Annotated in this window: 15 protein-coding genes and 1 pseudogene; 7 read left to right on the forward strand and 9 right to left on the reverse strand. The window is 71.0% G+C overall.

The genetic code is table 11. From position 1 onward, the window contains the following. Window positions 1-139 precede the first annotated feature (139 nt). A pseudogene (locus tag JE024_RS35195) lies at window positions 140-250 on the reverse strand (IS481 family transposase); the annotation flags it as partial. Window positions 251-627: 377 nt separating this feature from the next. Between JE024_RS35195 and JE024_RS35200 the strand changes: the two are divergent. From JE024_RS35200 to JE024_RS35215, 4 genes are all read left to right on the forward strand, one after another. Further along, window positions 628-993: an RNHCP domain-containing protein gene (locus tag JE024_RS35200; protein ID WP_205377911.1), complete on the forward strand. Its 366-nt coding sequence runs from the start codon at window positions 628-630 to the stop codon at window positions 991-993. A gap of 26 nt (window positions 994-1,019) precedes the next feature. Then, window positions 1,020-1,436, forward strand: a complete 417-nt coding sequence (locus JE024_RS35205) for an RNHCP domain-containing protein (protein WP_205377912.1) — start codon at window positions 1,020-1,022, stop codon at window positions 1,434-1,436. 437 nt (window positions 1,437-1,873) lie between these two features. Further along, window positions 1,874-2,722: a hypothetical protein gene (locus tag JE024_RS35210; protein WP_205377913.1), complete on the forward strand. Its 849-nt coding sequence runs from the start codon at window positions 1,874-1,876 to the stop codon at window positions 2,720-2,722. After that, window positions 2,719-3,096 (forward strand): GntR family transcriptional regulator, encoded by a 378-nt coding sequence (locus JE024_RS35215; RefSeq protein ID WP_205377914.1) that lies wholly within the window; start codon window positions 2,719-2,721, stop codon window positions 3,094-3,096. Before JE024_RS35210 ends, JE024_RS35215 begins: the two co-directional genes overlap by 4 nt. A gap of 276 nt (window positions 3,097-3,372) precedes the next feature. On the opposite strand, the gene JE024_RS35220 is transcribed toward JE024_RS35215, so the two are convergent. Beyond that, window positions 3,373-4,539, reverse strand: coding sequence for a serine hydrolase domain-containing protein (locus JE024_RS35220; RefSeq protein ID WP_205377915.1), 1,167 nt, complete (start codon window positions 4,537-4,539; stop codon window positions 3,373-3,375). 158 nt (window positions 4,540-4,697) lie between these two features. Then, window positions 4,698-4,925, reverse strand: coding sequence for a hypothetical protein (locus JE024_RS35225; protein ID WP_205377916.1), 228 nt, complete (start codon window positions 4,923-4,925; stop codon window positions 4,698-4,700). Window positions 4,926-5,360: 435 nt separating this feature from the next. Between JE024_RS35225 and JE024_RS35230 the strand changes: the two genes are divergently transcribed. Then, window positions 5,361-5,885, forward strand: coding sequence for a VOC family protein (locus JE024_RS35230; RefSeq protein WP_205377917.1), 525 nt, complete (start codon window positions 5,361-5,363; stop codon window positions 5,883-5,885). 187 nt (window positions 5,886-6,072) lie between these two features. Here JE024_RS35230 and JE024_RS35235 read toward each other — a convergent pair whose 3' ends face one another. From JE024_RS35235 to JE024_RS35250, 4 genes are all read right to left on the reverse strand, one after another. Next, complete coding sequence (locus JE024_RS35235; RefSeq protein WP_205377918.1) at window positions 6,073-6,828, reverse strand: NAD(P)H-dependent oxidoreductase; 756 nt, start codon at window positions 6,826-6,828, stop codon at window positions 6,073-6,075. 76 nt (window positions 6,829-6,904) lie between these two features. Then, window positions 6,905-8,119: a PP2C family protein-serine/threonine phosphatase gene (locus JE024_RS35240; RefSeq protein ID WP_244883410.1), complete on the reverse strand. Its 1,215-nt coding sequence runs from the start codon at window positions 8,117-8,119 to the stop codon at window positions 6,905-6,907. A gap of 391 nt (window positions 8,120-8,510) precedes the next feature. Next, window positions 8,511-9,032 (reverse strand): HEAT repeat domain-containing protein, encoded by a 522-nt coding sequence (locus JE024_RS35245; RefSeq protein WP_205377920.1) that lies wholly within the window; start codon window positions 9,030-9,032, stop codon window positions 8,511-8,513. After that, on the reverse strand, window positions 9,032-9,649 hold the full coding sequence (locus tag JE024_RS35250) for a hypothetical protein (RefSeq protein WP_205377921.1): 618 nt from the start codon (window positions 9,647-9,649) through the stop codon (window positions 9,032-9,034). The genes JE024_RS35245 and JE024_RS35250 overlap by 1 nt, the downstream gene beginning before the upstream one ends. A 631-nt stretch (window positions 9,650-10,280) precedes the next feature. On the opposite strand from JE024_RS35250, the gene JE024_RS35255 reads away from it, so the two are divergent. After that, a complete protein-coding gene (locus tag JE024_RS35255; protein WP_244883635.1) occupies window positions 10,281-11,135 on the forward strand; it encodes a SigB/SigF/SigG family RNA polymerase sigma factor in 855 nt (284 codons plus the stop codon). A gap of 126 nt (window positions 11,136-11,261) precedes the next feature. On the opposite strand, the gene JE024_RS35260 is transcribed toward JE024_RS35255, so the two are convergent. Then, entirely contained in the window at window positions 11,262-11,825 is a 564-nt protein-coding gene (locus tag JE024_RS35260; RefSeq protein ID WP_205378535.1) for a TetR/AcrR family transcriptional regulator, read from the reverse strand. A 210-nt stretch (window positions 11,826-12,035) separates the two neighbouring features. On the opposite strand from JE024_RS35260, the gene JE024_RS35265 reads away from it, so the two are divergent. Continuing rightward, on the forward strand, window positions 12,036-12,881 hold the full coding sequence (locus tag JE024_RS35265) for an SDR family oxidoreductase (RefSeq protein ID WP_205377923.1): 846 nt from the start codon (window positions 12,036-12,038) through the stop codon (window positions 12,879-12,881). Window positions 12,882-13,298: 417 nt separating this feature from the next. Here the strand turns inward: JE024_RS35265 and JE024_RS35270 are convergent, their stop codons facing one another. Then, the gene (locus JE024_RS35270; RefSeq protein ID WP_244883412.1) at window positions 13,299-13,757 is read right to left on the reverse strand and encodes an FhaA domain-containing protein; all 459 of its coding nucleotides are present in this window, start codon (window positions 13,755-13,757) and stop codon (window positions 13,299-13,301) included. Window positions 13,758-13,849: the final 92 nt, after the last annotated feature.

Genomic DNA, 13,849 nt, shown 5'->3' on the forward strand with positions numbered 1-13,849 from the left:
TCTTATCAGGTCACATCCGGCGGTCCGCCGGTGCAGCCGCACGCGTTCTCCCAATCGACCGACACATCGGCAACAAGGCACGAACGGCCGGTTGGTCTGTGGGTCAGGCCGACCGGAAGAACGCCTTCAGATCCTCGCAGTTGGTCTGGGGCCGGTAGGGCCGGGTTCGCTTGTGGGTGATCCCGGCCGCTGCCAGGGCGTCGCGCCAGGCGCGGGAGCGGTAGCAGGAGCCGTTGTCGGTCAGCTTCTTTAGTGATCAGACGACGCGGCGCCGCGGTTCGGCTCCGAGACACTGCCGTGGAGCACGTTCTGCCACCCGCAGTCCGCCGGCGTAATAATGCGTTGACGCCCCAGGCAGGTGTCTTGTTAGCCTCACGGGGTCGTTGTGATGCGTTCTGGGCCTGCGCGCCCTGGAAGAGGTGTACTGATGTCCCGGCCCGCGCCGAGTGCGCCTCGCCGTACCGCGTAACCGTCCGCCACCTGCGGCTGCCCCATCCTGCGGGCTGCCGCCGGACGTGTCCTCCGGTGCTCTGATCTGCCTGTCCGCCGCGTTGTCGGGCTGTCTTCTGACGGGGCCACTTGGCCTGCTCTTGCTGTCCTGATCGACTCCCAGCAAGGAGCACCCAGGTGTCCAGCCACACCACCACCAGCACTCTCGGCCTCAGCACCTTCGCCTGCACCTGGTGCGGGCTGACCGTGTCCGCCTGCGCCGCCGACGGCACTCCGCGCAATCACTGCCCGTCCTGCCTGCACTCCCTGCACCTTCTCGACCACGTGGAGGGCGGTCCGAGCGATTGCGAGGGCCGGATGTCCCCGATCGCCGTCGCCGTACTCCGCACAGGCGACTGGATGGTGATCCACCGCTGCGTTCGCTGCGACGAGCTCACCTCGAACCCGGTGTGCACGGACGACGACCAACTGATCCTGATGCGCATGGCGGTCCGCCCGCTGGCCCAACCACCCTTCCCGCTCGAAGCGTTCGGAACCCTCTGACCGCCCGACAGGGAAGGAGCACTGCCATGGCACGCACCAACAGCAGTCGCGGGCGGAGCCGTCCGCAGCGGCACAAGGATGTCCTGCACACGCAGGGCGGGCACCGGACAGGCGACTTCCGGTGCACGTCCTGCCGGCTCGACGTGTCGCTGGACGCACCGGGCACCGCGCACCGCAATCACTGCCCCAACTGCCTGACCAGTCTGCACGTCGACCGGAAGATCCCGGGCGACCGCGACACGGACTGCCACGGCCGGATGGAGGCGCTGGGCATGTCCGTCCGCCCGGACGGCGAATGGATGATCATCCACCAGTGCGTCTCCTGCGGCGAGCTCAGCGCCAACCGCATCGCCGGTGACGACAACCCGCTCGCCCTGGTCCGCCTCGCCCTCAGGCCCCTCGCCGACCCCAAGCACGCCGGCCGCGCCCTGCTCAGCCTGTGATCCGACCGTGCCGACCGCGGGCGGGGCGCCCCCTGGAAGCCGCGCCCCGCCCACGGCCCCCACCCCCGAACGTCACCACTGCCCCAGGGAGCGTCCCCGTCCTCGGCACCCGTGTCAGCCAAAGTGGCACCCCTCTGGCGAAGGGGAACAGGTCAGTTCTGGGGTGGCCTCAGGACCGTCCGGCGGGCAGGTCGCATGAGCGACCGTTCATGCCCGTCGCTCGGTGCCGGGGGTGGCGGCCGCGTCGTGGAGCAGTTGCAGGACGCGCCGCAGGTCAGGGCGTTTGCCGGTTCCCGCACCGGGAGTCCCCGTGCGTCCCCTTTCTCGTCAGGGAGCCGTTCCCGGACGGCTCGTCCGGGCTTCCCGTCCGTCGGCGTTGACTTGTCGCAAGTCTTGAAGCACCCTCTTGAGGCAAGACCTGAGACAAGGGGGGCGCCGTGCCGACCGTATCTCCGCGGGGTGACCGAAAGCCGCCTGACGAGCTCGAGCGGGCCCGCCTGTGGCTGGCGGGGCACGGCCTGGGCGAGATCCCGCCGACGGCCGCGCTGGCACGGCGTCTGGCCGTGCGGCAGAGCTGCCGCCTGGCCGGGAGTCTGCTGCTGGCCGGCTTCATCCTCGCGGTCGCCCTCGTCTACACCGTCAGCAACGATCCTGCCACCGACCCGTCTGGCCCGTCCCTGCCACCGTCCGCGTCCCTGCTGCTCCTGACAGCGGTCGTTGCCGGGCTCGTCGCGGTCCAGGCGCTGCTGGACCGGCGCGTGCGCAGGATCGATCGGCAGGTGGCCGCGGCGCTGCCGCGCCGGGCGGCCCATCCTGTCCGCGTCGGCTGGCGCGCCGTGCTCGGCCGGCCCCGTGCCGCCCTCGTGGCCGGCACGTTCGCCGGTGCGGCGGCGCTGACCGCCGGAGCGCTGACATCGGCGGATCCCGGCGTCCGGTACGGGGCTGCCGTTGTGCTTATCGCACTGTGCGGGGTCGCGGCCGTCGTGCTGGTCCAGCTCCGCCATGTCCTGACGCGCCCGGCCGTGGCCGATGACGAGGCATCACTGACCGCCGACGTCATCCTGCGGATCGAGGACGCCCGCGAGACCGCCACGCCCACCATGGTCTGGTGCCTGCCCTGGTACCTGCCTACGGCGGCGGCGCCGGGCACCGCCTTCGGCTGGTGGACGGTGTCCTGGATCGTCCTGATCGTCGTCGGCGCCGTCGTGCTCGTAGCGGCCAATCTCGCGGACCACCGCAGAGGCGGCCTGGCTGCGGCTCACCGCGAGCGGCTGGTGAACCCGTGATCGTCATCGACCCGGCCTCGGCCGTCCCACCCTTCGAGCAGCTCCGCGCCCAGCTCGCCCAGCAGATCCTGGACCACACGCTGGTCGTGGGCACCCGGCTGCCGACCATCCGCCGCCTCGCCGCGGACCTCGGGCTGGCCGCCAACACCGTCGGCCGCGCCTACCGGGAACTTGAGGAGGCAGGGCTGATCGAGACCCGCAGAGCAGCCGGCTCCTTCGTCTCCGCGGCCGGTGAGAACGCACGCGCCCAGGCACATCGCGCGGCTGCCGACTACGCCGCCGTCATCGCCCGCACCGGCATCGGCGCCGATGAGGCCCTCCGCATCGTGGGTGCCGCACTCGGCCACCGCGCGGCACCCACCCTGACGAACTGACGGCCGGGTCGAGCCCGCGGCGCCGGTGCGCCGGCGCTGTGCCCGTCGGACGCACATTCCGCGGTGGCGAGGGGCGGCAGGTGTGGGCATCGGCCGACAGAGCGCCGGGCAAGGAAACGGATCTGGGCGGGAGGGCCGGCCGAGCCGGCGATCTGTCTCCCACGCGCGTCAGACCAGGGAGAAGACGAAGGACGCCTTCCACCGCTGACCCCGAAACACGGACCGCGGCCGGGGCCGCCGCGCCCCGAGGGCGGCCCCCCGGGGCGGGGCAGTGGATCAGGGCTGCCGGGGCCGGTCCTCGCACAGCGCGGTGTCGATCAGCAGCGCCCGCTCGCTGCCCGGGGCGTTGAACTGCGCGAGCACGTTGGTCACCAGCGACGCGTGGCGGCCGTCCTCGGTCACCAGCGTCATGGTGCTGAAGCCCGGGGCGCCGCCGTCGTGCCCCCACGCCACGCCGCCGCACGTCAGTGGAACGCGGACCAGACCGAGGCCGTAGCCGCTGCCGTGCGTGTCGGTGTCCACCGCTGCCCGCATCTCCGCCAGCATCCCGGGGGAGAGGAGCCGGCCGCCGATCAGAGCCCGGTAGAAGGTGCTCAGGTCCTCCAGGGTGGACACCACCGCGCCGGCTCCGCTGTAGAGGGTGGGGTCCGCCTCGGTCGCGGGGAACCACACGAAGAACCCTCCGACCCGCACCCCGTGGTAGCCCCTGACCGCGGGAGAGGGCAGCGAGCGCTCGCCGGGCGCGGCGAACACGGTGCGTGTGAGGCCGAGGGGAGTGATGACCCGATCGGTGACGGCCTCGTGGACCGGCTGCCCCGTGATCCGCTCGATCAGCAGGCTGAGGACGAGGTAGTTGGTGTTGGAGTACGTGTACCGGGCCCCCGGCACGGCGACCGGCGCGAACGCCAGGCCCTTGCGGATCGAGGCCGTCAGGTCGTAGGTGCCGTCGGGCAGCGGGGCGGGGTGGTTGACGAGAGGGTCGGGGGTGTAGGCGGCGGCCCCGCTGGTGTGCTGGAGCAGATGGCGGACTGTGATCCGGGTGCCGTCGTAGCCGTTGCCGGTGACGACGCCCGGCAGGTACGTCTCGATCGGCTCGTCCGGCGATACCTTCCCCTCGTCCACCAGCTGGAGCACGACGGCCGCTGTGAAGGTCTTGGTCTGGCTGCCCGAGCGCAGGTACTCGTCCGCCTGGACGGGGCGGTTCGCGCCGGTGGTGCTGGTACCCGCGGACAGTGTCCAGGAACTGTTCCCGTCCCCCGCGTACACGGCCGCGCCGGGGCCTCCTCTTGCCTGGAACGCTTGGAGCGCGGCAAGCGTCGCCGGGTGCGCCTCGTCGGCCGTGTCGGCGCGTGCTGCCGGTGCCGAGACCGTCAGCAGTGCCGTGCACACCACTGCGGCCGTGATCGCGGGGAGAGTCGTCCCGCGCGTGCGGTTCCTTGCCATGGTCGGTGCTCCTCGGTTCGGGTGCGATGTGTCAACTGCGGTCGGTTTCGGCCGCGAGGGACGCCGTCACGCGGCGGACGGGGACGTTGCCGGACACATGGCCAACTCCTGCTCATTGGTCGGCGTTGCGGCTCCGGGGCCCTTCCCGTGGGCGGGAATCAGCGCTGGCACGCGGCCGGAAGTACCAGCACGAGGGAGAGAAGGACCAGGACGAGCAGGCATCCCGATCCTCCTTCGGGGTCCTTCTCGTCGATCTCGATCCGTCCTCCGAGCGCGATGCGCGGATGCTCGGCCACGTAGTGGTCGAGGTGCTTCCGCTCGGCCTCGGACTGACGAAGCCACGAGGTCCGGTGACGGCATTCACCGCACCAGTAGCGATAGGCCATGTCGACTCCCGCTCTTCTGTCAGGCGCCGCCCGCACGAGGGACCGGCCGCGCTGCCCACGCCGGGGACCGGCGGCAGCCGGCGTCCCCTGGGCCGCGGGCGGTTCAGGTGGCTCCGAGCCTGGCAGCGGGCCGGTGAGGCGGCCATGACATGGCCCTCGACATATATGTCAAGGCCGTCCCGCTGGGCTTCGGGGCCCCGTTCTCCAGCACCGCACGCTCACCGCCATCGACCGACCCGGCGGTCGCACGGCCCCGATGCGGCCGTCGGTCCCGCGGCCGCGCCCACCGTGATTCCGGCCGGTACGCGTCACGGAACCTCGCCCGGCGGCGCCGCCGTAGGGACGCTGCCGATCTCGTGGTGATCTAGGTCATCTCCTGACCTAGCCGGATCCTAGAGTCGCCGCATCGAGGGATCCGACGAGAGGACGAAGCCGATGAGGCACACCGCACCCCAGGGTTACACCAGTGTGGCGCCGTGGGTGGTCACCGACGACACCGGTGCGCTGCTGGACTTCATCACCGCCGCGTTCGAGGGCGAGGAGATCGCGCGGGTGCCGGTCGAGGACGGCACCATCGGCCATGGCGAGATCCGTGTCGGCGACACGGTCGTCCTGGCCTTCGACCGGCGGCCCGACTGGCCGGTGATGCCCTCGTTGCTGCGGATCTACGTACCCGACGCGGATGCCGCCGTGGCCGCGGCCGTCGCACACGGGGCGCAGGTGGTCACCGAGGTGTCCGACAGCGCGTGGGGGGACCGCGGTGGCCGGGTGCGGGATCCGCTCGGCAACATCTGGTGGGTGGTGAGCCGGGTCGAGGACGTCGCACCCGACCTGGCCTGGGAGCGCATGGCCGAGCCGAAGTATGCCGAGGCGATGCGCGTGGCTCAGGAGACGCTGGACGCCGAGCTGAGCGGCCGGGACGCGGGAGTGGCGAGCCCCCCGCTGCGTCCGAGCCCCTGAGCCGCGCGGCGTGTCGGCTTCGGGCTGACGAGCACCTGGCGGCGGCGAGCGCCGAGGAACGTCACGCCGCCGCCCCGGCCCGCCAGCACCGGTGAACTCCGCGGCTTCGCGGCCCGAGGCAGGCAGGGACGGAGCGTCCTGCGCGCCGCCCCGTGTGCGCGCACCCGTTGCCTCAGCCCGTGCTTCGTCACCCGCGGGAGGCTGCTTCGTGGGCCTCCAGGCCGACCTCTCCCGGAGCGACGTGTGGACGCAGGACCAGGTCGTCGTCGTAGTCACCGCCCGTCTCGGTCCGATAGGGCAGCGGGTCCTCGGTGAAGAGCGTCGCGAGGCGGGACGCCAGCCGTTGTGCGGCCTCGGCGGCTTGGTGCTCGTCGGCGCGGTCGGCGGAGGGGATCAGCAAGGGCTCCAGAGCCGACATGCCCGTGTAGAAATAGGTGCCGTGCAGCAGCGGCCAGAGGATCTGCGACAGCGAGCCGTGGATGCCGCGCGGCGCCATGGAGGTGCCCCGCGCCCCGGCGGTGACCACGGTCAGCGCCCGCTTCCCGGCGAGCGCCCCGGCACCGTAGCGCTCGCCCGTGCCGTAGCCGAGGCCCTTGACCAGGACGCGGTCGAACCAGCCCTTGAGGATCGCCGGCGGGCCGTACCACCAGAGCGGGAACTGGACCACCAGCGCATCGGCGCGGAGCAGCTTCTCCTGCTCCGCGCGCACCTCCGGAGCGATGCGCCCCGAAGCCAGGGCCTCATGCGAGGCGTCGGCGACGATCAGGCGGCCGGTGTGGTCCGGGTAGTCGGCTGCGGTGACGACGGGATCCCAGCCCATGGCGTAGAGATCCGACTCGGTGACAATGTGCCCGAGTGCGCGGGCCGCACGGGCACCCTCCCTGCTCAGATGGCCGGTGAGGGAGGCGGGTTCGGGATGCGCGGTAAGCCAGAGTATCTCCATGCCGGTCGCCCTACCCCGGCACCGGTGCCGCACTCCCCGGCCGACGGACGGCCCGTCTACGGCTCGCTGACCGTGATCACGGACCGTCCAGTTTCACAGGATGCCCGGTGGAGTCGGGGTTGCGGGCCCTCGTCGACGTGCCGGCCGGGACGGCCCCGCACACCGACCGCCCGGGCCGGGGATGCCACTCGACGAGCACGATGGTGGCGTCGTCGTGGAGCCGTTGGTCCTGGTGGACGACGATCTCCTTGATCAGGCGGCGGAGGGCTTCGGGGGCGGCGAAGCCGTCCACCATGGCGCGCACGACGATGTCGGCCAGGCGTTGTTCGCCGAACAGCTCTCCGGAGGCCGAGCGTGCCTCGGTGACGCCGTCGGTGATCAGGAGTACGCGGTCGCCGGGCTCCAGATGCACCGTTTGGACGGGCGGAGGGGGCACCCCCCAGCCGGTCAGCCCGAGCGGCAGGTGAGGGACACCGTCCAGTGCTCCTGCCACGATGTGCCGGTCACGGATCAGCAGCGGCGGCGGGTGACCGCAATTGACCCAGTCCAGGCGGCCGGTGGCGGTGTCCAGGTTCGCGATGACGCAGGTCAGCAAGCGGTCGGGGATCCACTGCTCCAGCGTGCTGTCGATCTCCCGCGCGATGTCGTCGAGTCCGCCACCGGCGCGCCGTGTGGAGCGGCAGGCGGCCAGCGCCACGGCGCTGCAGCCTCCGGAGGCGAGGTCGTGCCCCATGGCGTCGAGCAGGGTTAGGTGCAGTGTCGTGCCGGCCAGGCTGTGGTCGTACGCATCGCCCCCCGCCTCATAGGCCGGCTCCAGGACAGCGCTGGAGGTCACGGAGTCCGTGCCGATGGTGCGCGGCGGCAGAAAGGCCCACAGGAGTTCGGCCTGCAGGCTCATCGGCCGGGTGCGCATGGTACGGGCGAGGTCGTCACTGTAGGGCTGCTTGGTGGTCAGCACCATGGCCACCAGATCGGCTAGAGCCTGACACTGTTCAAGCAGGGACGCGTCGAGTTCCGGAGCCCGGACCCGCAGCACCCCCAGGCGGCCGATGCCGTCCACGACGGGGACCCAGCCGGTGGACAGCGCGTCCGCTTCGCCAGGCCGCGCGACGCGAACCGTCTGCGTGCGATAGGCGTGCCCCGCGAGCGAGTTGTCGACCGGCAGTGCTTCCGCCTCCCCGTCCTCTTCCCCGGCATCGCGTTGTTCCGGTGGGGAAGCGGGCAGGTCGATCAGCTGACGCTGCTGGAGATCGGCCACGTACACCCGCGCCGAGGCGAGCCCGAGGCGCACCCCGGCCTCCTGCACCAGAGCAGGGATGCACCGCGGGGGGAGACGGTGGGACGCGGCAAGCATCTCGGCCAGCACGCCCTCTGTGCCCTCCGCCACTGGCATCAGCCCGCCCTTGCCACGCGTACAGCCGGACGACCCGGCGATCTCCCCATCATGCGCTTGGCGAGCCGAGCCGACCGGATGCCGCGCCGCGCGTCGGAGCGGTCTGTGCCGACGCCCCGAGCGTGCCGTGAGCACCCGAGGAACGCGACCGTCGCGCGGATCCGCCCGGCGTTCTACCGAGCCCCGGCACCCTTCCGCGCTGCCGCCGTATCCTGGCTCCGGAGCGTCCGATATCCAAGCCGACTATCGTCAGAGCCCGTCACGGCGCCATTGACAACGCCACGCAGCCTCAAGGGCAGCCGAGTTCCTCGCTGCGGAAGCCGGGCCGCGGAGGGCCCAGACGGTCTGCCGCTTCCACGCACAGTTCGTCGTCGTGGAGGGCGAGACCGCATACGGCAGCCAGCTGAACCCGGCGTTCCGGGTGCCCGAGGAGTGCCGCCATGGCGTCGGACAGCGCGGAATCGCCCTGTCCTTCCTCGCCGGCACGCCGGCAGGCGTCGATCCGCACGTCTGGATCGGGGTCGCCCCTCAGGGTCAGGAGCGCCTCCCGAGCTTCGGTGGACAGGCATGGGGTGTCCCGGCTCGTGCCGAGGCCGGCGGCCACGGCACGCCGGACATCGGCGTCGTGGTGGTCGGCAGGCCCCAGAAGCGCCGCTTCGGCACGCGGTCCGGCGTACGAACCGAGTCCAAGGAGGACTGTCGCGAGCACCTCGTTGTTCGTCTCCGAGGCCGACCAGTTGGTGAGGGCGTCGACGGCGAGGACGCAGAACTCTTCCTCGCGGTCGTCGGCGAAGAGCTTGATCAGCCGCATCACCTCGGCACCGAGCAGTCGGCAGCGTCCGCGCCGGTGCGCAGGGCCTCGGCGGCCTGCCAGGTCTCTCTGTCACGCCGGTGGGACATGACGATGGCGGCCAGCCCCCACGCCGCGTGGTCGCAGTCGCGCTCTAATGCGCGTGTGAGAAGCTCCTCGCACGAGGCACGGATGCCGAGCAGCTCCTCCATGTCTGTGAGGATCGCCCCGTGCCCGTCACGCACGGTGAGTCCACCGAGCGTGAACTCGTCGACGGTGTAGTACTCGGCGTCCTGGACCCGAGAACGGACAGGATCGGCCTGGGCGTTGGTACGGCGCCGCAGTTCGGCCTCCGTCCCCGCCTCGTGCCACGTGCCCGCGAGATCCCGCGCCTCCATCAGCTCGAACGCTGGGTACCTGTCCCGAAGGCCGGAACCCAAGACGACCCCAACCAGCGCGGGAGAACCTGAGTCGACCGCCTCGCGCAGGGACACCAGCTCCTGCGGCGCGCATCGGCGGGCATCGGCACCAGCCCTGAGCAGCAGATCGGCGAGGTGCCCGTGGAACCCCTGAACAGCCACAGCGAACGCGGCGGTCAGCTCGTCGTAGCCCTCGTCCTCCTCCAGAAGCTGCTGCACACGGCGCAGGTCTCCCGCCCGAGCAGCGGCGACAAGGAAAGACTCCGACGATTCGCGCACGCACCCGCCCCCATACAACACTTCGCTCCCGGCCCTGTTCCGGTGCGGTCCGGATTTGCCCGATCCGGCGCAGCGGATATCCCACAGCCTATGAGCGCCCCGAGGGCGGCGTTGCCCGGGGACGCCGCCCGGGTCGGATGCAGCGCACGCGCGCACGGGTACCGCTCGGCGCTCATACCCCTGCGAGGTGGGCGGCGTCACTCGCCTGGCGTGCACGCGATCGGTCCGGGCCGTGCTCGCAGGCCTGCCGTGCGGACCCTCACGCAGCCTGGTGCGCACCGGGGCTGTTGAGGTAGCGGTCGAACCGTGTCGGGGAAGAGCTCGCCGGCGAGGCGATGGTGAGGAGCCTGCGGTGCTGGGGCTGAAGGTTGGCGAGGCTGGTTGCGCGCTGCGGGATGCTTGGGGTGCTGAGCGGCAGCGGGGGAGCCGGCCCGGGCTCGTGAACGTCGGCCTGCTGGGGCACTGCGGGAGGTGTAGGCGAGCTGCACTTGGGAAGATGCCGGTCCGGTAAGAACGCATCACCGGAGAGGGCTTGGACATGGCAGCGATTTCTGTGCAGCGGACGGACATCATGGCGACCGACGCGCAGGCGGGCCCGGAAGAGCGGGTCCCGGATGTTGCCGAGCTGCCCTGGGTCGAGGATGCGGGGAAGGTCGCTCCCAGGGACGCCCGAGCGCTGTCGAAGGTGTTCTTCGACCGGCTGCAGGTGCTGGAGGAGGGCACGCGCGCGCATCAGTACGCACGCAACACGCTCATCGAGATGAACCTCTCTTTGGTGCAGTTCGCCGCCCGCCGCTTCCGCGGCCGTGAGGCCGGTGACATGGAGGACGTCATCCAGGTCGGCACCATTGGTCTGATCAAGGCGATCGACCGGTTCGACCTGTCCCGTGAGGTCGAGTTCAGCACCTTCGCCATCCCCTACATCGTCGGCGAGATCAAGCGCTTCTTCCGCGACACCAGCTGGGCTGTCCACGTACCCCGCCGCTTGCAGGAACTGCGTATCGCGCTGGCTCAGGCGAAGGAACTCCTTGCTGCCCGCCTGGACCGTGAACCGACCGTGGGGGAACTGGCGGACCACCTCCAGTTGGGCGAGGACGAGATCATCGAGGGCTTGATCGCTTCCAACGGGTACACGGCCGGTTCACTGGAGGTGCCCGGCGACGGAGAGGGCCCGGCGGGCGTCGCACGCCCTTATGAGGACGTTCTGGGGGCGGTAGATCCGGCGCTGGAGAGGGCGGAGGATCTGCACGCGCTGGCTCCGCTTCTCGGGGGGCTCGGTGAGCGGGACCGCCGCATCATCGCCATGCGGTTCGGCCAGGAGATGACCCAGGCCCAGATCGGTGCAGAACTCGGCGTTTCCCAGATGCATGTGTCCCGCCTGCTGTCCCGCGCGCTCGCGCAGCTCCGCACCGGCATGCTCGCCTGACATTTCTCGCCGCCGCGAGTGACACGGTCTGTCATGTGATCACCCTCGCTCACCCGTGGCCGATTGCTGCGCGGAACACTGCTGCGGCCCGGATCCCGGGGGCGAGCTGTTGACGGGATCGCCCGGTCAGCGGGTCCTGGGGGACGGGTTCCGGTCGGGCAGCTGGAGGGTGTCGACCCAGCGCAGCAGACGGTCTCCTTCACGGCTCATGATGCCGGGGTCGCGCAGTGCGTTGGCCATAAGCGACATGCCTTGGTAGCCGGCGACAAGGGTGAGGGCGAGGTCGTCCGGGTCGGGCAGCCCGAGTTCACGGAACTGGCCCGAGGCCCAGTCCAGCAGCCGGCGGATGAGTGCGCCGGCTTCCGCGTCGAGATCTCCCTCGGTGCGCTTGTCGAGTTCGACGGCCAAGGTGCCAGTGGGGCAGCCGCGGCGCGCGGCCAGGTCACGCTGCTCGATCCAGGTCTCGATAAGGGCCTTCAGGCGGGCGCGCGGGTCGGTCATCTGCTCCAGACGGGCGGTGAGTTGGTCCAGGTGTGCGCTGTGCTCGGACAGCGCCGCCTGGATCAGCTCGTCCTTGGTCTTGAAGTAGTAGTACACGTTGCCGACGGGGACGTCGGCCGCCTGCGCGATGTCGGCGAGGGTGGTGCGTTCAACCCCTTGCTCATGCAGGACACGGGCCGCTGCCGCCATGAGGCGTGCGCGCTTCTGCGACGCCGATCCCCGCCGATTTACTGAGTTGGCCACCCGACTGACTATAGCCAGCCGTCTTTGCTGCATCAGGGCGTGGCTGCGGCTCCGCGAGGACGGGGCGCAACTCGCGTTCGACAGAACCCGGTTCGTCTGGCTACAGTTCACCGACCCACTTAGTCAGTCAGCTAACTAACTAGCTCGGGAGTCTTCGTGATCGTGGTGACAGGCGCAACCGGCAACATCGGACGGACCCTGGTGTCCCTGTTGGCCGAGGCCGGCGAGGACGTCGTGGCCGTCTCCCGGCGGGCCGAGGTCGAAGGGCTTCCCTCCCAGGTCAGGCCCGTCCGGGCCGACGTCGGGGACAGTGCGAGCATGCAGCCCGTACTCCAACGCGCCGACGGCCTCTTCCTCCTGCTGGGCGGGGAGCTCAACGGCCGCGGCGAAAGCCCCAGCGCCCTTGTCGGCGCCGCCGTCGAGGCCGGGGTCAAGCGGATCGTCCTGCTCTCGTCCCAGCTCAACTCCACCCGCCCTCACGCGCTCTCCCACGAACGACTGCGCGCCTTCGAAGGCAGCGTGCGCACGTCCGGCGCGGACTTCACGATCCTGCGCCCGGGCGGCTTCGCCTCTAACTCCCTCGGGTGGGCCGAGTCGATCCGCGCGCAGCGCACCGTCTTCGCCCCGTTCGGCGACGTGGCCCTGCCCGTCATCGACCCGGCCGACATCGCGGCGGTCGCCACGGCAGCCCTGATCGAGGAGCGACACTCGGGCCGTACGTACGTCCTGACCGGTCCCGAGGCCATCAGCCCACGCCAGCAGACCGCAGCGATCTCCCGGGGCCTCGGCGAAAGGGTTGCCTTCCAGGAACTGTCGCGCGCGGAGGCCCATGCCCGCATGGCTCAGTTCATGCCGGAACAAGTCATCGACGGCACGCTCGACGTCCTCGGCGTCCCGTTGCCGGCCGAGCAGGCGCCCAGCCCTGATGTGGAAGAGGTCTTGCACCGGCCGGCCGCACCGTTCGACGCATGGGTCGCGCGCAACCTGCCGGCCTTCCGCTGATCCACCCGCCCCGGCTCCTTGGTGCAGCTCCGCATCCGGGGTGCTGGCGCCTGTAGCGGAGCAACCGCCACTCAGCATGACGCATTTCTCGCCACCCGCGGAGGTGGCGGCATCATGCAACGTCTTGCCGGGCGGGCCTTCGGCACACCGACACCGACGGGCCCAGACGACTACCTCTTCGTCGCCGGCGTCGTTCCTGCCCGTGCGGCATGGGCCGCCTCGGGTGGCCGGAGCGAGTCTGGCGCTCGGACACGGACAAGACGCTCCCAACCGGTCCCGGGGGCTGCGTCGGAGGCGGGCGGATCGAGGCCGAGAATCCACTGTTCGGCCACGCCTGGCCTCTTGGGTCTGTACAGGCGGAGAGTTGCCGCCCCGGGGATCCGCCTACGCCTTGCGGTTGCCCGCTGCAGCGTGCTGCTAGGGAGACGGTGGTGGGTCGGTAGGTGCGATCCCGTGGGCCGGAAAGGCGTCAGCCCGCACATGGGGCATCGGGCTGCTGCTCACGCGGTACGGGTCGGCGCGGGGATGCGCGACGGCGGTGACGCGGACGGTGAGCGGACCTGCCCACTCGTAGCCGTTGTGCTCCCCGTGGCGGACGAGGTCCTCCGCGAGCGCCTCACCGACACCGCCCCGTCCACGGCGGGTCAGTTCCTCGTGCACTTGGGCGTCCAGTTCCACTTCATAGGCATTGGGGACGACAACCCTGTTCTCGCTGCACACCACGGCGTTGTCATCGCACTCGCGGTGCAGAGCCTCGAGCAGTTCGACGTGCCCGCGGCGGCGGACTTTGCGCAGCAGACTGTTCTGCCAGCGTTCCCAGGCCCGTTCCCATCGCGAGAGCCCGCCCTGGCGTCCGCCCTCCCGCCGGCCCGTCACCGGCATCCTCGCAACCCGCGTACCCGCTCCCACCGGCGCGCATCGGCGGCGCGCCGGGCCGACGCGACCTCGCGCCGGTCCTGAGGGCTGCG

It is taken from the genome of Streptomyces zhihengii (genome assembly GCF_016919245.1).
Taxonomy (GTDB): Bacteria; Actinomycetota; Actinomycetes; order Streptomycetales; family Streptomycetaceae; genus Streptomyces; species Streptomyces zhihengii.